The organism is Natronococcus jeotgali DSM 18795 (assembly GCF_000337695.1).
Classification (GTDB): Archaea; Halobacteriota; Halobacteria; order Halobacteriales; family Natrialbaceae; genus Natronococcus; species Natronococcus jeotgali.
This window is the reverse complement of the sequence record NZ_AOIA01000119.1, coordinates 13,252-31,099: the sequence shown is the minus strand read 5'-3', so window position 1 is coordinate 31,099 and position 17,848 is coordinate 13,252. Positions and strand designations below refer to the sequence as shown.

The window sequence follows — 17,848 nt, the reverse complement described above, 5'->3', positions numbered from 1 at the left end:
GATCCCATCTGTACGGCGGACCGCAGGGGTAGGATCCTCATTTCCTTCGGACGTACTCGTAATCCCCGAGGAGTACTTAACCCCTTCGAAGGCGAGTCGTCCGATCCGACGAGGCGCAAGGCGCCTCGCCGATCACACTACATCCGAATCCCCGTTCGTACTTAAGGCCGTCGGATCGGAGCGCGCCGGAAAGTGGCATCCGACGGAACGATCGTCTGTCCAGCAGTACAAGCCCGCTGCGTATAAGGGTCTCCGACACCAGTTGGCGTCGAATCGGGGTGTAGGATGTCGTGTCTGCCTCCGTGCCGGAGAACGGCCGGAGGGGACGCGGGTGTGCCGCGTCGTTCGTATTAGTGACGAGTGCCCGGTGAGTACATAAGACCGTCGAACGAAACGCTCGCCGGGAAGGACTCACAATCGCGTAATATGAGGTGGGACGCGAAGACATCGAATCGCTATGCCGAGTCGGATCCATCCTCGTCGTTCGAGTGCCGTATCAATGTCTCGTCGGAGGTCTCGGATTGGATGTCCGGAACTCGACACTGATCGTCGCGTCGGGGACGCGACGGACGTCGACGACCTTTCCCGATCGCGGGCGTACGCGAGAACGTCCTCGGCGAGGAACCCGACGACGTCGTCGAGGGCCGTGTTCGACGCGGCGGTCGCCAACACCGACTCGCACCGGCCGATCCCTGGCGGATCACTTCGACAGCCGGCGTCGTCTTCTCCCTCTTTGTCGGAAGCGGGACCGCCGCGAAACCGATACCGTCAATATTACACAAAGATATGTGTTACCATGAATCAGGTGGAACGGTTCGAGGAGGTCGACGCGCCTCCCGAGACGGTGTGGAACGTGCTTCTGGAACTCGAGGACGAAATCCGACGGACGGCACTCTCCCGGTCGCTCGAGGCGGTTCCGGTCATCGGCGATCGTCTCGGGGCCGATCGGTTGCCCACCGGGATCGGACGCGCGGTGTTCGAGCCGGAGGTCCGAATCGCCGAGGAGAACCGACGGCTCGTTCGGCTCGATCGGATCGGCGTTCCGTACGCTCTCGACAGCTACCACGAGTTTCACCTCGAGCCGATCGACGGCGGGAGACGGACGCGGCTCCTCCAGCGCGAGACCGCGAGGGGCGCGCTCGTCCCCGTGCTGTTCGACGAGCGGCGGCTCGGACGGGAGTTCGAGGATCGCAACCGGCTGATCAGGGAGCGATCCGAGCCGCGAGCGCGAGCCTGACCCCGGCTCACCGGGGGAGCTCGGACAGCCCCGCGAGCGACTCGAGCTCGTAGGTCGGCGCCGTCGGCAGCTCGTACTCCCGGCGGTGGTCCCGACGAACGAACGCCGCGTCGATCCCGACGGCGTCGGCCGCGGCGATATCGACGCGGCTGTCGCCGACGTAGATCGGGTTCTCGGCGCCGAGTTCGTCGATCGCCCGCTCGAGGTAGTACGGTTCGGGCTTTTTGCGCTCGATTCCAGCGAGGGTCGGCTCGCGCCCGTACCAGACGTCGAAGGGGGCCAGCGAGCAGTGCTCGAGGACGTTCTCGATCGTCTCGTGTTGGTTGTTGCTGACGATCGCCGTCGGCGCCCGCAGGGCGTCGAGGGCCGCGACGTCGTCGTAGGTTCGCTTGCGACCGGATGCCAGCTCCTCGCGCTGGGCCTCGATCGCCGCGCGCTCGCGGGCCTCCCAGAGGGTCGCGGGCTCGAGATCGTACGCGGTCGCAACGGCGCGCAGCGAGTCGACGGTCGGAGAGAGCATCGTCTCGATCTCCTCGGTCGTCGGGTCCGCGACGCCGACTTCGGCGAACGCCCCGCAGATCGCGTCGGTCAGGACCGATCGATCGGTCGGGCGCGTAAGCACGCCGTCGTTGTCGAAGACGAATGCGTCGTAGGCCATTCCGTTCACGGCAGTAACGGTCGCAGGGGTTTCTCGATTTCGCCCGGTTTCGGCGTTCCGCTCCGCAGGTTGAAGTCCGAACGCGCGGCCAGAGCGCCCGATGAGAACCGACCTGCGACGGACGGAAGCGACGGTGCGGGAGCGACCGCGGAGGGCCGACGATGGGACATAGGTCCCTGGTCGCCTACGAGCGGCCGGATCGCCTCTACGACCTGCGCCACAGCCACTGGGGCGGTGCGGATCTCGAGCTGGTCGATCGGCTCGGCGAGCGAACGCCACTCGCCGGCGGTGCCGTCGACCCCGAGGTGGTGGCGGATTCGGTTAGCCGCGAGCGGATCCTCACCGACTTCCTGGACCCCCGCCGGTATGAGGCGCTGTACCTCGTCGAGGTCGACGGCGGGGTCGACCCCTATCGGGTCGCCTGGCTCGGCTGGGACGGGGATGACGATCGAGCCGCGGACCGGGGCGCGATCGTCGGCGTGGAGCCGGGCGAAAACGATCGGGAGTTCCGGATCTGGTTTCGTGCGACGAAGACGGTTCTCGGCGACCTGATCGAATCGGGACGGCTCGGGCGACGCGAGGCGCGAACGTACCTCGAGAAACGCGTTCGGTCGGAGTACGACGCCGTCCGCTATGCACACTGCGAGAAGTAACGTTCCGGGTCCGGCGACCGGATCGGTAGTCGGGAGCGCTCGGCGGGCGGACGGGACCGTATATACGGGTCGCGTCCCAGGTACCGACAATGGCACGAGTCGATCGACTCCGGGTGTACCCGATCAAGGGACTCGACGGGATCGAACTCGAGCGGGCCGAGCTCGTCGCGGGCGGGACCCTCGCCCGCGACAGGGAGTTCAGGCTCGTCGACGCGGACGGCAACGTCGTCAACGGAAAACGGACCGCGCGGGTCCACGATCTCGAGACCGGCTTCGATCCCGAGACCGGCGAGTTCACGGCCGAATCCGCCGACGGCGACCGACGGCGGTTCGACCTGGAGGACGACCCCGGGAGGGCGGCCGACTGGTTCGGCGAGGTCTTCGACCTCGAGGTGACCCTCGAACGCGACCCGTCGCTGGGGTTCGTCGATCGCCGCGAGATGGGGCCGTCGGTGATCAGCACGGCGACCCTCGAGACCGTCGCCGACTGGTTCGACGGGCTGACCGTCGAGAGCGTTCGCCGACGGATGCGAGCGAACGTCGAGGTCGCCGGCGTCGAGCCGTTCTGGGAGGATCGGTTCGTCGGCGCGGACGCGCCCTCGTTTCTCGCGGGCGACGTCCGGTTCGACGGCGTCACGCCCTGCGGGCGCTGCGTCGTTCCCCAGCGTGACCCCGACACGGGCGAGCCGACCCCGGAGTTCCGAGAGCGGTTCGTCGAGCGGCGCCGCGAGACGTTCCCCGAGTGGGCCGACGAGGACGCCTTCGACCACTACTACACGCTGATGCTCATCGCGGCCGTCCCCGAGCGCCACCGCGAACGGACGCTCCGGACGGGCGATTCGGTCGAGGTCGTCGGCGAGTAGCCGGCCGAAAGGAACCGGAACGCGTCAGGACTCGGATTCGGTTTCGGTCTCGAGGTCGTACTCCCAGTCCCTGTAGCCGCCCGCCATGCTCGCGACGGCGTCGCTGTCGACGTCTTCGAAGCTGCCGATGAGCCGGGCGGCCTGGACGGAGCTTTGACCGATCGGACAGGCGACGACCACGTCGTCGCCCCAGTCGTACTCGTCGATTTCCGCGGCCAGCCTGGTCATCGGGATGTTGATCGCGCCGGGGATGTGGCCCCGCTCGTACTCCGATTCCGAACGGATGTCGACGATCTGGACGTCCTCGTTCTCGAGCTTTTCCTTGACGTCTTCCGCGGAGATCTCGGATACCATTGGTGGGGTACAGAGCGCGGCGCCGTGTCGACGCGGCCCGCTCACGTACTCCCGTTTGGGGTAGCGGCCCGGTAACACCTTTCGGTCGATTTCGAGGGTGAACCGATTCGCCGGCAGTTCCAAGTACCCGACCGAGGGAGTGGTTCGTATGCCGGAACTGACCTCGCTCTCTGACCTCGAGGACGTCCCACACGCCGAGGTGTTCGACGAACGGGCCCCCCGAACCGTCCGACTGCAACTCGAGGCCGACGAACGGATCCCCGAGCACCGCCACCCCGACTCTCGGATCGTCTTCCACCTGGTGTCGGGCGTCCTCGAGCTCGAGCTGGACGGCGACGGCTACGAGCTCGAGGCGGGCGACCTCGTCCGGTTCGACGGCGACCGGGAGGTATCGCCACACGCCCTCGAGGAGAGCACCGCGGTGATCGTCTTCGCGCCGAAGTCGGAGTCGTAGCCCGCTCCGCGCTGTCGTGCGGTTCGAACGAGTACTCACGAACGTGGATATCACATTCGTGTAGCGGGGCGACGGACAGCACAAACACGGGGGTTTTTGTCCGTTCGGGACGCTACGGTCGACCATGACTGATGGGCGGGGCGAGACTCCCCGGCGAACAGGAATGACCGAAAAGTGCGGCGTCGTCGGCGTCGCACTCGACGGTCGCGACGCGGCTCGACCGTTGTACTACGCGCTCTACGCGCTCCAGCACCGCGGCCAGGAGTCCGCGGGGATCGTCACCCACGACGGGTTCCAGCAACACAGCCACGTCGACAGGGGGCTGGTCGGCGACGTCTTCGCCGAGGGCGACCTCGAGGGGCTGGCCGGCTCGGCGGGGATCGGCCACGTCCGGTACCCGACGGCGGGCTCGCTCGATACGTCCTGTGCGCAGCCGTTCTCGGTCTCGTTCAAGAGCGGTTCGCTGGGTCTTTCCCACAACGGCAACCTCGTCAACGCCGACGAGATCCGCGACGAACTGGCCGCCCTCGGCCACGCCTTCACCAGCGACGGCGACACCGAGGTCATCGCTCACGACCTCGCGCGGAACCTGCTCGAGGAGGACCTCGTCCGCGCGGTCAAGCGCACGATGGGGCGGATCCACGGTTCCTATGCCCTGACGATCAGCCACGACGACACGGTACTCGGCGTGCGCGATCCCCGGGGGAACCGCCCGCTCTGTATCGGACGGCTCGACGACGGCTACATCCTCGCCTCCGAGTCGGCCGCGATCGACACCTTGGACGGGGAGCTCGTCCGGGACGTCCGTCCCGGCGAGCTAGTCGTTCTGGAGGAAGACGGCGGCGGATTCGACTCCTACCAGCTGGTCGAGGAGGACGACACCGCCCACTGCTTCTTCGAGCACGTTTACTTCGCGCGCCCGGACAGCGTCATCGACGACACGCTCGTCTACGAGGCCCGCCGCGAGCTGGGGCGCAAGCTCTGGGACGAAAGCGGCGTCGAGACCGACGTCGTCATGCCCGTTCCCGACTCCGGACGGGCGTTCGCCTCCGGCTACGCCGAGGCCGCGGGAGAGACGACTCCCGACGGGGAGCCCCGACCCGAGGACGACGATGGCGTCGAGTTCGCCGAGGGGCTGATGAAGAACCGCTACGTCGGTCGCACGTTCATCATGCCGACCCAGGACGAGCGCGAGCGCGCCGTGCGTCTGAAGCTCAACCCGATCAAGTCCACGATCGAGGGCAAGACCGTCACCGTCATCGACGACTCGATCGTCCGCGGGACGACCTCCACCCAGCTCGTCCAGCTGCTCAAGGACTGCGGCGCCGAGGAGGTCCACGTCCGCATCGGCGCACCCGAGATCGTCGCCCCCTGTTACATGGGGATCGACATGGCCACCCGCGAGGAGCTGATCGCCGCGGATAAAGACACCGAGGAGATCCGCGAGGCCATCGAAGCCGACAGCCTCGCCTACCTCTCGACCGACGCCGTCGCCGACGTACTCGAGACCGACCGGTCGGACCTCTGTCTGGGCTGCGTGACGGGAGAGTACCCCTACGACATCGAGGGCGAGGAGACCGACCGCGAGGTCTCCCGTCCGGACGTCGGGGGACAGACGCTGCGCGCCGACGACTGATCGTCACCGGGTTCCGGGCACGGGCCGCCACGGCGTTCGCTCGGCGTCGGCGGCGTACTACTCGCAGAACCCGGGAGCCTACGGGACGTTCCCGCGCTCGTGGCACCAGTGGCGAATCGGTATCGGCTGGGGCTCGAGCCTTCCGGAATCGGGGAGTGCGCGTGCCGAGGGTGGGAGGGGCGTCTACCCGCCGACGATCGAACCGCCGTTTACGTGCAGCGTCTGCCCGCTCACGTACGAGGAGTCCTCGGACGCGAGGTAGACGTACGCCGGACCGAGCTCGCTTGGCTGGCCCGGACGGCCCATCGGCACGTCCCGCCCGAACTCCGCGACCAGTTCGGGATCGTACTGGCCGATCGTCGCGGGGATCAGCGGCGTCCAGATCGGTCCGGGCGCGACCTGATTGACGCGGATCCCCTCGGGAGCGAGCTGCTGGGACAGCGAGCGCGTGAAGGCGACGATCGCCCCCTTCGTCGTCGAGTAGTCGACGAGCGTGTCGTTCCCCTTGAACGCGTTGATCGAGGTCGTGTTGACGATCGTATCGCCGTCCTCGAGGTGGGGCAGGGCCGCCTTAGTCAGGTAGAAGTAGCCGTGGATGTTCGTCGCGAACGTCTCCTCCCACTGCTCGTCGGAGATGTCGGTCAGGTCGGTCTTGACCACCTGGGTCGCCGCGTTGTTGACGACCACGTTCAGGTCGCCGAACTCGTCGACGACCCCCTCGACGGCCGCCCGACAGAACGCACTGTCGCGGACGTCGCCGTCCAGCGTCAGGCTCTCCTGCCCTTCGTCCTCGACCATCTCCGCGGTCGTCTCGGCGTCCTCGTCCTCGTCGTAGTACAGGACGGCGACGTCGGCACCCTCCCGCGCGAAGTGGACCGCGGCCGCCCGGCCGATCCCGCTGTCGCCGCCGGTGACGACGGCGACCTTTCCCTCGAGCTTGCCGCTGCCCGCGTAGTCGTCGCGGATGAACTCGGCGGGCGGCTCCATCTCGGCCTCGAGGCCGGGGCGTCGGTTCTGCTCCTGTGAGTCGATCGCTGCGGCCGTCTCGCGCGGTTGCTCGCGTGTCATGGTCCTCCCTACCCGCGGCCGACCGTTGGGCGTGTCCGTTGCGAGTGACGGCAGGCGCGGCTCTCGAGCCCTCGTCTCCGTCCGATAGAGCGCCGTCGATCGGGTCAGTACGCGACGTGTAACAGCCCGTAGACGACGATCCCCAGCGAGAACGAGATCAGCCACAGGGTGGCGGCGATCCGGCCGAACCGGGCGTGGCTCGTTCGCGGGAGTTCCGCGATCGGGTACGCGAGCGCCTGCAACAGCGCGTAGTACAGCACCGGAATGCACGCGATCGCGAGCAGAATGTGGATCGCGAGCGTCGGCAGGTAGACGAACTGGTAGACCGTCTCGGGACCCGGGAACTCCTGGGGTCCGCCCGTCGCGACCAGCCGGTAGAGATACAGCGTCAGGAACGTCGCGAACAGCCCGAACGAGGTCACCATTGCGACCCGGTGGCGATCGACCCGGCCGCGACGGATCGCCCGCCAGCCGACCGCGATCGTCGCGATCGCCGCCGCGCTGATCGCGACGTTGAGGTGGGGGATCGACTCGATGAACCACTCGGGCGCGCCGGGAACCATCGACCGCGGAACGCGCCCGCCCGCGGCCGCGAACACGATCGCCAGCGAGACGACGCTCAGCGCGACCGTCAGCGGGCGGACCCGCTCTCGAGGAACGTACTCCATGTCCGTGGGTTCGGCTGGGCGAAGAAAGTGGTTGTTGTCTCGCAGTGTGACTCGAGCGACGAGCGCCGTTGCTCTCGAGTGTAGCGTTCGTCAGAAGTTATGCGTGGGTGATGTCCGCGAAGGGAGATCACCTGCATCGTGTTTCGCGGCAGAGCCGCGCATGCGATGCGTGGGACCGGATTTGAACCGGCGGACCCCTACGGGACAGCGCCCTCAACGCTGCGCCGTTGGCCTAGCTTGGCTACCCACGCTCGCGTTCTCTTTCTGCACTCAATCGTATCCAGCGTGATTATAAAAGCCCTTTCCTTTGGGTCGGCCCCTGGGGGGCGATCACACGAAACCGCCGGAGGCGGACGGCCTCGGCGCGGCGGCGAGGCCCCGGGATCGGACCGACGGTCTGGGGTCGTTCGCGGGCGAGAAACCGCTCGAGGACGGCGACGCCTGTAAGAGTTAAACCGCGGCAGAGCCCAACGTTCCGTATGGCTAAGTACTCGACCGGTTCGTCCGCCGGCGGCGGCGGGACGAGCTGTGAGCTCTGCGGGACCGAAAGCGACTCGCTGCGACCCGCGCAGGTCGCCGGAGCAGAACTCGAGGTCTGTCCGGAGTGTGCGCCCCACGACGACGCGCAGAAACGCGGCGGGAACCGCGGCGGTTCCCGCTCGCGGGACCGCCGTGACGACGAACCCAGCCGGAAGCAGAAGGCGGCCCAGAACGTCGCGAAGGCCAACCCGGTCTGGGACGGCGACTCCGAGCACTGGGAACAGGAGGGGACGAACTACGACGACGATCCGTTACCCTACCTCGTCTCCGAGTACGGCTCGGCGGTCGTCGAGGCTCGCCGGGAAGCGGGCTACCAGCGCGAGGAGTTAGCCGACGAGCTCGGGGTCCCCGAGGCCGACCTGCTGGCCGTCGAACAGGGACGTGCGACCCAGGCCGGCGTCGGCGGCGGCCTGATCGCGGCCCTCGAGGACCGCCTCGAGATCACCCTCGCGGAGTAGTCGGCGACCTCCGACCGCCATCCTCCTGCACCGTACCATCCCGATAGCGCGCGCGGTAACGACTCGCGAGGCCACGACCGAGTTCGGGCGACGACTTACTCGCCGTTCAGTAAAGATAATACACTCGAGGAACGACCGTCGAGACGATCCCTCGATTTCCGCCTCGAGCGGCGGGAAACGAAACGGTCGGACACCCACTCGGGATTTTATGCCAAATTATCCTATTTTATCTATTTCCAAATATCAATAGATATAATAGGATCTATTCAGACGAGTGCGATTGTAACACACATATGGCAATCGCTAACCCACTGGTAGTGTTCGTTATCGGACTCGTTTCGGTTATTGCGCTTCTCGTCTGGCTGAAACTTCCCGCCATCATCGGGCTGATCCTCGCCTCGCTGGTCGTCGGCGCGGCGACCGCCGCGGTTCCGCTCGCGGAGGTTCCCGCCGAGATCGCCAGCGGATTCGGCGACACGATGGTCGGGGTCGGGATACCGATCCTGATGGCCGCGGTCATCGGAAAGGCGATGATGGAAAGCGGCGCCGCGGAGCGGATCGTTCGCTCCTTCCAGTCGACGACCGGCGAGGACAGGTCGTACCTCGCGCTGTGGGGCAGCAGCAGCGCGCTGTCGATTCCCGTTTTCTTCGACAACGTCTTCTTCCTGCTGGCTCCCCTGGCTCGTTCGACGCGGGCGCGAACCGGACGCGACTACGCGCTGTTCATCTCCGTCATCGGCGCCGGCGCGGCGACGACCCACGTGTTCGTTCCGCCGACGCCCGGTCCGCTCGCGGTGGCGTCGGAACTCGGCGAGGCGGTCGACCTCGGCGCGATGATGCTCGGCGGAGTCCTCGTCGCCGTCCCGACGGCGGCGGTCTCCGGCATCCTCTACGGAAAGTGGATCAACGCCCGCCTGGACGACATCCCGCTGCGGGAGACCATGGGATCGACCCCCGAGGAGGTCCGCGAGCGCGCCGAGCGGTCGATCAGCGAGCTTCCCGGCCTGTTCGAGGCGTCGCTTCCGATCCTCCTCGCGGTGGCGCTCGTCGGAGCGAGCACGACCAACGACTTCCTGCTCGACCTCGCCGGGAGCGGCGTCGCTCCGTTCGCCGGGGCCGAGGGGACCCTCGAGGCGCTCTCGCCGGTCACCAGCTTCCTCGGCGATCCGAACCTCGCGCTGACCGCGGCCGCCATGGCCGCCGCGATCACCTACCTGCGCGTTCGCGCGATCGATCAGGAGGTCTGGACCGACGAGCTCACAGAGTCGCTCAAAAGCGGCGCCCACATCGCCGCGATCACCTCGGCGGGCGGGGCGTTCGGCGGACTGCTCGCGGCGTCGGGGATCGGCGAGTACATCACTGATCTGGTCTCCGTCGGCGCGGGCGGCGTCACCGTCCTCGTCTCGGCGTGGCTCGTCGCCGCCGCGATCCGCATCGCGCAGGGGTCGGCGACGGTCGCGATGATCACCACCGCCGGGATCATGGCGCCCCAGGTCCCCGAGCTCGCGGTACACCCGGTCTACCTCGCGCTCATCATCGGCGCGGGCGGGAACATCTGCTCGTGGTACAACGACAGCGGGTTCTGGCTGATCAAGGAGATCGGCGGCCTCACCCAGATGGAGACCGTCAAGATCTGGACCGCGCTCACGACGATCATCTCGGTGACGGCGTTCGTCATCATCGTCGTCACCGCGTCGGTCGTACCGCTGGCCTGATCGAGGCGAACGTTTTCGACCGTTTCGGTTACTTCCGTTCGATCGCTCGTCCCTGGGATTCCGTCTCGAGCGCCGTCGCCGTCGCGAGCCGGATCGCGTGGGGCCACCCCAGCGGCGTCGCGCTGTCGGGGGTTCCGTCGTCGAAGAACTGTTCCGGCAGGTAGTCGCCGTCGCCCCGGAGCGGCCCGCCGGGTGCGACCAGCTCGAGCAGCGCCCGGGCGCGGGCGTCGAACGTCGGCGCCGCGTCGTGGCCCGCGGCGGCGAGCAGCTCTCGCAGCTCGAGCGCGGCGTGGGCGCCCCAGGCAGTCGTCACCGTCCAGATCTTCGGCGCCTCCTGGTCGCCGCGTCGCCACGGATCGTCCTCGAACCGGGCGAGCCCCTCGATCGGTCCCTCGGGGTCGCGGTAGAGGCCCTCGATCGTCGCCTCGAGGTGGGAGACGAGCCGCTCGAGGCGCTGGTCGTCGACGTCGTCGACCGCGGCGTACTCCCGGTGGGCGGCGGCGAGCGCGAGCGTGCTCCCGTCGAGGCGGTCGTCGAGTTCGCCGCCCTCGAGCCGGAGCGCGTACCGGTCCCGGTCGGGAACCCACAGCGCGTCGAGTCCCTCGAACACCGCTCGGGCGCCCTCGCGCGCCCGCGACGTGACGCCGTCCTCGAGGGGCGCCCGGGCGATCGCGGCGTAGGCCTCGAGGAAGGTCGCGGCCGTGTGGGTGAACCGACCCGTCATGTTCTCCCAGGCGTTCTGGACCCGCTCGGGAAGGCCGTCGTCCTCGAGGGAGGCGTCCAGCCCCNGAGTGCCGCGCGGACGGTCTCGCGGACGCGCTCGTCGTCGCCGTCGATCACCCGGAGGTAGGTCGCGAGGTAGGCCGCGACGCTGGCGGTCTGGTCGGCCTGGTAGTCGACCGAGTCGCCCTCCTCGAGCCGGCCGTGAGCCCAGCCGGGCGCGAGGCGCCCGTCGTCGGGCCAGACCCGGTGGGGCCAGGTGCCGTCCTCGAGTTGGGTCTCGGCGTAGAAGCGGGCGCTGGCGGCGTGCCACTCGTCGAGTCCGAGCCCCGTTCGGCGGTCGGCCTCGAGCAGGAAGCCGGCGATCTCGGCGTCGTCGCGGAACCAGGTGTAGCCGTACCCGCCGGAGTGGCGGTAAAAGGAGTCGAACTCGGGGCCGGCGATCCGGGCCCCCGACGGCGCCCGCAGCAAGGAGAGCGCGCGCAGATCGGCGAAGCCGTCCTCGAGGCCGGACGTCTCGGCTGGCAGTCGGTCCCGGGCCTGCCGTCGTCCGGCCTCGAGCAGTTCCTCGCACTCGGAGAACTCGGCGACGTCTCGACGCGCGCGCTCGAGGGCGTCCCCGCGATCCCCGGTCGAGAGCACCGTTGCGATCGTCGCGGTCGGTTCGGTCCCCGAGAACTCGACGTCGGCGACGACGACCGGACTCAGGCGGTCCTCCTCGTAGCGGTCGTCGCTCCCGGCGCGGGGGAACGGTGCGGGCTCGTCCGCGAGCACTTCCTCGAAGCGTACTGGCGGGTGGCCCCGCGTCGAGAGCGCGCTCGAGGCCGCGAGAACGTCCCGCTCGCGGCGGTGGTGGACCTCGACGGCGTCGCCGTGTCGGAGCTGGCCGATCCCGTCGTCCCGCCCGTCGGGAGCGAACTCGACGCAGGCGCGGAGCCGCGCGTCGGCCGCGGTCGGCTCCTCGAGGACGATCCCCGTGAGGTGGGTTCGACCGAGGGTCAGGTCGTACTGGCGGCAGGCGTAGCCGTCGCCCTCGTGGCGGGTCTCGACGGTCGCGGTGTCGTCGACGTACGACTGGGCGGCGTCGTCGAACCAGGCGACCTCGCCGTCGAGGACGATCCCGAACCGGGAACGCTCGATCCCCGAGAGTCCCGAGAGCGGGGCGGAGTAGTCCCGGATCGAGCCGTCCGGAGCGACGTGGACGAGACGGTCGTCGAGTCCGGAGAACAGCCCCGCCGTCGAACGGCGCTCGCCGGGAAAGCGGCGGGGATCGTCCCGGGAGCGTTTGACGTCGTCGAGGGCGTCGTGCAGGTGCATCGGCTCCGTCGTACTCGGCCTCGAGTGTAAACCCTGTTGAACGACGTCCGTTCCGTCGGTCGTCGAGCGCGTCCCCTCCGGCGGGCGACGCGCTCGAGGGGCGGCCTCGGCAACTTTCTTGACCGGGGGCGGCGAACCCGGACGTGATGAAGGCTCATTCGCGATCGAGTGAACGTTCGACCCGGATTCAGCCGTCGACCGCTCGAGGGACCGCCGACGGGGGACGCCGATGAGTTCGCCGGCCGCCGTCAAGGATCGGATCGTCGAGAGCGGCGCGCTCGCCGTCCTCCGGGGCGTCGACGAGGACGACGTCGTCCCGGTCGCCCGCGCGATGTCGGAGGCCGGCGTCGGAGCGCTCGAGGTGACCGCGGACGGAACACGCACGTACGAGAAGATCGCGGCGATCGACCGCGAACTCTCGGGGACGGACACCGTCGTCGGCGCGGGCACGGTCCTCGACGCCGCGAGCGCCCAGTCGGTGATCGACGCGGGCGCCGAGTTCGTCGTCTCGCCCCACGTCGACCCCGAGGTCGTGACGGTCTGTAACCGCCACGGCGCCCTGTCGGCGCCGGGCGTCATGACGCCGACCGAGGCAGTCACCGCGATCGACGCCGGCGCGGACGTGCTCAAGATGTTCCCCGCCTCGACGGTCGGGCCGGGCCACATCGGCGCGCTGCAGGGACCGCTGGGCGACGTCGACGTGATCCCCACCGGGGGCGTCGATCGGGACAACCTCGCCGACTACCTCGAGGCCGGCGCGGTCGCCGTCGGCGCGGGCAGCGCCATCGTCGACTACGAGGCGATCGCCGAGGGCGACATGGACCAGGTGCGAGAGACCGCGGCCGCGTTCGTCGAGGCCGTCGAGGACGCGCGCTCGGAGTAGCCCCGAGCGCCGACGCTCCGGCCCCCGCTTTTCGATCGTCGCCGGACCGACCAGCCGCGGCGCCCGTCTCCGCGGTCACTCTCGTCTGCGACGACGACGGCACGCACCGCCGAGTCGGTACCGCCGCTGCCGGACCGCTGTTCAAATATTTACTACAGATAGCGTAATCTTTTATCCCCCGAGCCCGTTCCTCGAGCCATGAAGGCGATCGCAGTCGAACCGGGCGCCGGTGAGCCGACCCTCGTCGAGCGACCCCGGCCGGAACCGGAAGCGGGAGAGGCGCTCGTGCGGACGCTCCGCGTCGGCGTCGACGGCACCGACCACGAGGTCATCGCGGGCCACCACGGCGAGGTGCCCCCCGGCGAGGACCGCCTCGTGCTGGGCCACGAGGCCGTCGGCGTCGTCGCGGACCCGAACGGCACCGACCTCGAGGAGGGGGAGTACGTCGTCCCGACGGTGCGGAGACCGCCCGACGGCACCAACGAGTACTTCGAGCGCGGCGAACCCGACATGGCGCCGGAGGGCGAGTACCTCGAGCGCGGGATCGTCGGCGCCCACGGGTTCATGGCGGAATACTTCACGAGTCCCGCCGAGACGCTCGTCCCGATCCCGGAGCGACTCGCCCATCTGGGCTTTCTGGTCGAGCCGATCAGCGTCTCCGAGAAGGCGATCGAACACGCCGTCGCCGCCCGCTCGGCGTTCGAGTGGGAGCCCGAGTCCGCGCTCGTCCTGGGTAACGGTTCGCTCGGCCTGCTGACGCTCGCGATGCTCGAGGAGGTCCTCGGGTTCGACCGCACCTACTGCCTCGGGCGGCGGGACCGCCCCGATCCGACGATCGACATCATCGACGAGCTCGGCGCGACCTACGTCGACTCGCGGGAGACGCCCGTGCCCGAGATCCCCGACGAGCACGAGTCGGTCGACTTCGTCTACGAGGCGACGGGGTACGCGAAACACGCCTTCGAGCCGATCGAGGCGCTCGCGCCCAACGGGGTCGCCGCCCTCGTCGGCGTCCCCGAGCCCTGGTCGTTCGAGATCGACGGCGGACGGCTCCACCGGGAGTTCGTCCTGCACAACAAGGCGCTCGTGGGCTCGGTCAACTCCCACCGAGGCCACTTCGAGGCGGCGACGGATACGCTCGAGGGGCTGCCCGAGTGGCTGTTCGACGACCTCGTCACCGGCGTCTACGATCTCTCGGAGTACGAGCGAGCGTTCGAAACGGGCGACGAGATCGTCAAAACGGCCGTCGAGTTCGCGCCCGTTCGGTGAGAGAGATCGCAGTCGCGGGCCGGTAGCGCCGATCGCAGACGGCGACGTGACGGTCGGAACCGTCCCCGGCCAGTGGCGACGCTCGTATCGGCGTGACAGATACTGTATCCCAGAATAGAAACTATTACCCGATCACGAGTGAGTACTCCACTCCATGGGAGTCGATTACTCGAAGCTCCACGACCCGAACGCGGAGTACACGATGCGGGAACTCTCCGGGGAGACGATGGGCGTCGTCGGCAAGCGCGGCGGCGGCCGCGACGTCGAGATCACGGACGTCCAGACGACGATGGTCGACGGCAACTTCCCGTGGACGCTCGTTCGCGTCTACACGGACGCCGGCATCGTCGGCACCGGCGAGGCCTACTGGGGCGCCGGCGCACCCGAACTCATCGAACGGATGACGCCGTTCCTGCGGGGCGAGAACCCGCTCGACATCGACCGGCTCACCGAGCACCTCGTCCAGAAGATGTCCGGCGAGGGATCCCTCGGCGGCGTCACCGTCACCGCGATCTCGGGCATCGAGGTCGCCCTGCACGACCTGGCGGGCAAGATCCTCGACGTTCCGGCCTACCAGCTGCTCGGCGGCAAGTACCGCGACGAGGTGCGGGTCTACTGCGACTGCCACACCGAGGAGGAGGCCGACCCCGTTGCCTGCGCCGACGAGGCCGAGCGCGTCGTCGAGGAGCTCGGATACGACGCCCTGAAGTTCGACCTCGACGTCCCCTCGGGCCACGAGAAGGATCGGGCGAACCGCCACCTGCGGGCGCCGGAAATCGAGCACAAGGCCAGCATCGTCGAGGCCGTCACCGAGCGCGTCGGCTCCCGGGCCGACGTCGCCTTCGACTGCCACTGGACGTTCTCGGGCGGCAGCGCCAAGCGGCTGGCCCAGCGCCTCGAGGAGTACGACGTCTGGTGGCTCGAGGACCCCGTCCCGCCGGAGAACCACGACGTCCAGCGGGAGGTCACTCAGTCGACGTCGACCCCGATCACCGTCGGCGAGAACGTCTACCGCAAGCACGGCCAGCGCAGCCTCATCGAGGAGCAGGCCGTCGACATCATCGCCCCCGACATGCCCAAGGTCGGCGGCATGCGCGAGACCCGGAAGATCGCCGACCTCGCGGACATGTACTACGTTCCGGTCGCGATGCACAACGTCGCCTCGCCGGTCGCGACGATGGGCAGCGCCCACGTCGGCGCCGCCATCTCGAACTCCCTGGCGGTGGAGTACCACTCCTACGAGCTCGACTGGTGGGAGGACCTCGTCGAAGAGGACGTCATCGAGGACGGCTACATCGAGATCCCCGAGGAGCCCGGCCTCGGCGTGACCCTCGATATGGACGCCGTCGAGGAGCACATGGTCGACGGCGAGGAGTTGTTCGACGAGGAGTAATCCGCGTCGGGCTCGAGAATCCCCGATTCTCGGCGTTCGACCGAGTGAGGGCACGCCCGCCGAACGCTGCTCGGTGTCGTTCCGAGCCGACCGCTATCTCGATCGAGATCGAGTTCCGGGCGACGGGGGCGCCTCGAAGCGTTAATCAGTTCGAGTCCCCGACGACGAGGTATGGTCTCACGCCGCTGGCTGTACTTCGGCGGATTTCTGATCGCGGGGCTGCTTTTGATCGGAACCGCGCTGCTGGGGCTAGCGGACGCGATGTCGGTGCTGTCCGACGGCACGTACTACGGCGAGGAGTTCGTCGTGCTGGCGATGCTCGGCGAGGCCGTCGAATGGGTGTTGCTCGGGCTCGTCCTCGGGCTGGTCGCCGTCGGGTTTCTCGCCGCGACCGTCGTCTCGATCCTCCGGAGCGCGTCGGTTCCGCGCGACGATCGGCTCGCCGCCGTCGTCGAGCGACTCGAGCGACGGTACCCGCTGTTGGCCCGGTTCGACGCCTCGAATCGGGTCGAGCCGACGGCCGAGGATCGACGGCGGAAGCTCAAGGAGCGGTACGTCGCCGGCGAACTGAGCGACGACGAGTTCGAGCGGGAGCTGGAGCGGCTGGCCGACGGCGACGCCTCGAGTCGACGGCGATCCGGAACCGCCCTCGAGCGAGAGGACGAGTCCTAGGACTACTAGACCCGTCCGCCCGGCCGAGCGGTCGGCCCCGCGGACGTCCGCCGACTCGCCTCCCATCGGCCTCGAGCGCGCTTTGGGTACGACGCGCTGTCGGGCAGTCCGAGGTGGCCGAACGCCTGCAGGATGTTTCCCGGCCGACCGCGAAGCTGCGGGTGAGCGTTTTATCCGCCTGCTCGAGGTGGGGAGGGGCGTGAGTCCAGACGTTACACGCAGACGGCTGCTCGGCGTCGCCGTCGGCTCCGTCGGCGCCGCGGGCGCCGGCGGCGTCGCGAGCGCGCAGGAGGATCGCTACGCCGAGATCTACGCCGAGTCGATCGACGCCGTCGTCCTCGTCAGCGTCGGGGGGGACGGGGGAACCGAGGGACTGGGATCGGGGTTTCTCGTCGACGACGACCGCGTCGTCACGAACCACCACGTCGTCGAGGGGGCCGACGAGGTCGAACTCCAGTTTCGCGACGAACGGTGGCGGACCGCGGCGGTCGTCGGCTCGGACGCCCACGGCGATCTGGCGGTCCTCGAGGTCGACGACGCCCCCGAGGCCGCCGGAGCGCTGTCGTTCGCGGACGCGGAGCCGACCGTCGGCCAGGAGGTGCTCGCGCTCGGCAATCCGCTGGGGCTCGACGCCTCGATCTCGCAGGGGCTGATAAGCGGGGTCGAGCGCTCGCTGCCGAGTCCCAGCGGATTCTCGATTCCCGCCGCGATACAGACCGACGCGCCCGTCAACCCCGGCAACAGCGGCGGTCCGCTGGTCGACCTCGAGGGCGACGTCGTCGGCGTCGTCTTCGCCGGCGCGGGCCAGACGATCGGGTTCGCGATCTCGGCGGCGCTCGCCCGGCGGGTGGTCCCCGCACTCGCCGCGGACGGTTCGTACGAACACCCGTACCTGGGCGTCAGCGTCGTCCCCGTTCGCCCGGCGCTGGCCGAAGCCAACGGCCTCGAGGAGCCCCGGGGCGTGCTGGTCGCAGAGGTCGTCCCGGGTTCGCCGGCCGACGGAGTCCTCGAGCCGGCCGACGGCGTCGCGACCGTCGACGGCGAGTCGGTTCCGGCCGGCGGCGACGCGATCGTCGCGGTCGACGGCGCGGAGATCCCCAACCAGGAGCGACTGGCCTCGACGATCGCGCTCGAGACCTCGCCGGGCGACGTCGTCGAGATCGAGTTCGTCCGCGGCGGCGAGCGCGAGACCGTCGAGCTCGCGCTCGGGACCCGACCCGACGTGGACGTTCCCTGACCGCCCGCTCCGCAGGCGAACGCAGGTCCAGCGATTAGGGACGAGAGCGTGCT

General features: G+C 68.9%; 17 protein-coding genes, 1 tRNA gene and 1 pseudogene. 13 read left to right on the top strand and 6 right to left on the bottom strand.

Features of this window, described 5'->3' with window-relative positions:
- Nucleotides 1-796: 796 nt before the first annotated feature.
- Nucleotides 797-1,237: an SRPBCC family protein gene (locus C492_RS13195; protein WP_008424338.1), complete on the top strand. Its 441-nt coding sequence runs from the start codon at nucleotides 797-799 to the stop codon at nucleotides 1,235-1,237.
- Nucleotides 1,238-1,244: 7 nt separating this feature from the next.
- Here the strand turns inward: C492_RS13195 and C492_RS13190 are convergent, their stop codons facing one another.
- Nucleotides 1,245-1,895 carry an HAD family hydrolase gene (locus C492_RS13190; RefSeq protein WP_008424336.1) on the bottom strand — a complete coding sequence of 217 codons (651 nt, stop codon included), beginning with the start codon at nucleotides 1,893-1,895 and terminating at the stop codon, nucleotides 1,245-1,247.
- Between the two features lie 161 nt (nucleotides 1,896-2,056).
- Here C492_RS13190 and C492_RS13185 point away from each other — a divergent pair, with 161 nt between their 5' ends.
- Nucleotides 2,057-2,548, top strand: a complete 492-nt coding sequence (locus tag C492_RS13185; protein ID WP_008424333.1) for a DUF6735 family protein — start codon at nucleotides 2,057-2,059, stop codon at nucleotides 2,546-2,548.
- A gap of 89 nt (nucleotides 2,549-2,637) precedes the next feature.
- A complete protein-coding gene (locus C492_RS13180; protein WP_008424331.1) occupies nucleotides 2,638-3,411 on the top strand; it encodes an MOSC domain-containing protein in 774 nt (257 codons plus the stop codon).
- 24 nt (nucleotides 3,412-3,435) lie between these two features.
- Here C492_RS13180 and C492_RS13175 read toward each other — a convergent pair whose 3' ends face one another.
- A complete protein-coding gene (locus tag C492_RS13175) occupies nucleotides 3,436-3,765 on the bottom strand; it encodes a rhodanese-like domain-containing protein (protein WP_049893055.1) in 330 nt (109 codons plus the stop codon).
- A 148-nt stretch (nucleotides 3,766-3,913) separates the two neighbouring features.
- Here C492_RS13175 and C492_RS13170 point away from each other — a divergent pair, with 148 nt between their 5' ends.
- Together C492_RS13170 and purF are read left to right on the top strand one after the other, a co-directional pair.
- A complete protein-coding gene (locus C492_RS13170) occupies nucleotides 3,914-4,219 on the top strand; it encodes a cupin domain-containing protein (protein ID WP_008424328.1) in 306 nt (101 codons plus the stop codon).
- 163 nt (nucleotides 4,220-4,382) lie between these two features.
- The gene (gene purF, locus C492_RS13165; RefSeq protein ID WP_008424326.1) at nucleotides 4,383-5,855 is read left to right on the top strand and encodes an amidophosphoribosyltransferase; all 1,473 of its coding nucleotides are present in this window, start codon (nucleotides 4,383-4,385) and stop codon (nucleotides 5,853-5,855) included.
- A gap of 183 nt (nucleotides 5,856-6,038) precedes the next feature.
- On the opposite strand, the gene C492_RS13160 is transcribed toward purF, so the two are convergent.
- The 3 genes from C492_RS13160 to C492_RS13150 all read right to left on the bottom strand — a co-directional run bounded on the left by C492_RS13160 (nucleotide 6,039) and on the right by C492_RS13150 (nucleotide 7,842).
- Entirely contained in the window at nucleotides 6,039-6,923 is an 885-nt protein-coding gene (locus tag C492_RS13160; RefSeq protein WP_008424324.1) for an SDR family oxidoreductase, read from the bottom strand.
- Nucleotides 6,924-7,027: 104 nt separating this feature from the next.
- Nucleotides 7,028-7,591, bottom strand: a complete 564-nt coding sequence (locus C492_RS13155; protein ID WP_008424321.1) for a DUF420 domain-containing protein — start codon at nucleotides 7,589-7,591, stop codon at nucleotides 7,028-7,030.
- A 166-nt stretch (nucleotides 7,592-7,757) separates the two neighbouring features.
- Nucleotides 7,758-7,842: transfer RNA gene (locus C492_RS13150), tRNA-Leu, on the bottom strand.
- Between the two features lie 56 nt (nucleotides 7,843-7,898).
- On the opposite strand from C492_RS13150, the gene C492_RS24235 reads away from it, so the two are divergent.
- The 3 genes from C492_RS24235 to C492_RS13140 all read left to right on the top strand — a co-directional run bounded on the left by C492_RS24235 (nucleotide 7,899) and on the right by C492_RS13140 (nucleotide 10,304).
- The gene (locus C492_RS24235) at nucleotides 7,899-8,045 is read left to right on the top strand and encodes a hypothetical protein (protein WP_160166994.1); all 147 of its coding nucleotides are present in this window, start codon (nucleotides 7,899-7,901) and stop codon (nucleotides 8,043-8,045) included.
- A 25-nt stretch (nucleotides 8,046-8,070) separates the two neighbouring features.
- Nucleotides 8,071-8,589: a helix-turn-helix domain-containing protein gene (locus tag C492_RS13145; protein ID WP_008424318.1), complete on the top strand. Its 519-nt coding sequence runs from the start codon at nucleotides 8,071-8,073 to the stop codon at nucleotides 8,587-8,589.
- A 293-nt stretch (nucleotides 8,590-8,882) separates the two neighbouring features.
- Complete coding sequence (locus C492_RS13140; protein WP_049893054.1) at nucleotides 8,883-10,304, top strand: GntP family permease; 1,422 nt, start codon at nucleotides 8,883-8,885, stop codon at nucleotides 10,302-10,304.
- A 28-nt stretch (nucleotides 10,305-10,332) separates the two neighbouring features.
- Here C492_RS13140 and C492_RS13135 read toward each other — a convergent pair.
- Nucleotides 10,333-12,341: pseudogene (locus tag C492_RS13135) on the bottom strand (glycoside hydrolase family 15 protein).
- Between the two features lie 229 nt (nucleotides 12,342-12,570).
- Between C492_RS13135 and C492_RS13130 the strand changes: the two are divergent.
- From C492_RS13130 to C492_RS13110, 5 genes are all read left to right on the top strand, one after another.
- The gene (locus C492_RS13130) at nucleotides 12,571-13,224 is read left to right on the top strand and encodes a bifunctional 4-hydroxy-2-oxoglutarate aldolase/2-dehydro-3-deoxy-phosphogluconate aldolase (protein ID WP_008424313.1); all 654 of its coding nucleotides are present in this window, start codon (nucleotides 12,571-12,573) and stop codon (nucleotides 13,222-13,224) included.
- Between the two features lie 198 nt (nucleotides 13,225-13,422).
- Nucleotides 13,423-14,493 carry a glucose 1-dehydrogenase gene (locus tag C492_RS13125; protein WP_008424312.1) on the top strand — a complete coding sequence of 357 codons (1,071 nt, stop codon included), beginning with the start codon at nucleotides 13,423-13,425 and terminating at the stop codon, nucleotides 14,491-14,493.
- 154 nt (nucleotides 14,494-14,647) lie between these two features.
- Nucleotides 14,648-15,886 carry a mandelate racemase/muconate lactonizing enzyme family protein gene (locus C492_RS13120; RefSeq protein WP_008424310.1) on the top strand — a complete coding sequence of 413 codons (1,239 nt, stop codon included), beginning with the start codon at nucleotides 14,648-14,650 and terminating at the stop codon, nucleotides 15,884-15,886.
- A gap of 171 nt (nucleotides 15,887-16,057) precedes the next feature.
- Nucleotides 16,058-16,558 (top strand): SHOCT domain-containing protein, encoded by a 501-nt coding sequence (locus C492_RS13115; RefSeq protein ID WP_008424308.1) that lies wholly within the window; start codon nucleotides 16,058-16,060, stop codon nucleotides 16,556-16,558.
- Nucleotides 16,559-16,757: 199 nt separating this feature from the next.
- A complete protein-coding gene (locus tag C492_RS13110) occupies nucleotides 16,758-17,795 on the top strand; it encodes a S1C family serine protease (protein ID WP_008424306.1) in 1,038 nt (345 codons plus the stop codon).
- Nucleotides 17,796-17,848: the final 53 nt, after the last annotated feature.

Coding starts and splice junctions, on each gene's coding strand:
- C492_RS13145 (WP_008424318.1), top strand. CDS start 8,071: ATGGCTAAGTACTCGACCGGTTCGTCCGCCGGCGGCGGCGGGACGAGC.
- C492_RS13125 (WP_008424312.1), top strand. CDS start 13,423: ATGAAGGCGATCGCAGTCGAACCGGGCGCCGGTGAGCCGACCCTCGTC.
- C492_RS13190 (WP_008424336.1), bottom strand. CDS start 1,895: ATGGCCTACGACGCATTCGTCTTCGACAACGACGGCGTGCTTACGCGC.
- C492_RS13195 (WP_008424338.1), top strand. CDS start 797: ATGAATCAGGTGGAACGGTTCGAGGAGGTCGACGCGCCTCCCGAGACG.
- C492_RS13140 (WP_049893054.1), top strand. CDS start 8,883: ATGGCAATCGCTAACCCACTGGTAGTGTTCGTTATCGGACTCGTTTCG.
- C492_RS13120 (WP_008424310.1), top strand. CDS start 14,648: ATGGGAGTCGATTACTCGAAGCTCCACGACCCGAACGCGGAGTACACG.
- C492_RS13130 (WP_008424313.1), top strand. CDS start 12,571: ATGAGTTCGCCGGCCGCCGTCAAGGATCGGATCGTCGAGAGCGGCGCG.
- C492_RS13115 (WP_008424308.1), top strand. CDS start 16,058: ATGGTCTCACGCCGCTGGCTGTACTTCGGCGGATTTCTGATCGCGGGG.
- C492_RS13160 (WP_008424324.1), bottom strand. CDS start 6,923: ATGACACGCGAGCAACCGCGCGAGACGGCCGCAGCGATCGACTCACAG.
- C492_RS13170 (WP_008424328.1), top strand. CDS start 3,914: ATGCCGGAACTGACCTCGCTCTCTGACCTCGAGGACGTCCCACACGCC.
- C492_RS13175 (WP_049893055.1), bottom strand. CDS start 3,765: ATGGTATCCGAGATCTCCGCGGAAGACGTCAAGGAAAAGCTCGAGAAC.
- C492_RS13155 (WP_008424321.1), bottom strand. CDS start 7,591: ATGGAGTACGTTCCTCGAGAGCGGGTCCGCCCGCTGACGGTCGCGCTG.
- C492_RS13180 (WP_008424331.1), top strand. CDS start 2,638: ATGGCACGAGTCGATCGACTCCGGGTGTACCCGATCAAGGGACTCGAC.
- C492_RS13185 (WP_008424333.1), top strand. CDS start 2,057: ATGGGACATAGGTCCCTGGTCGCCTACGAGCGGCCGGATCGCCTCTAC.
- purF (WP_008424326.1), top strand. CDS start 4,383: ATGACCGAAAAGTGCGGCGTCGTCGGCGTCGCACTCGACGGTCGCGAC.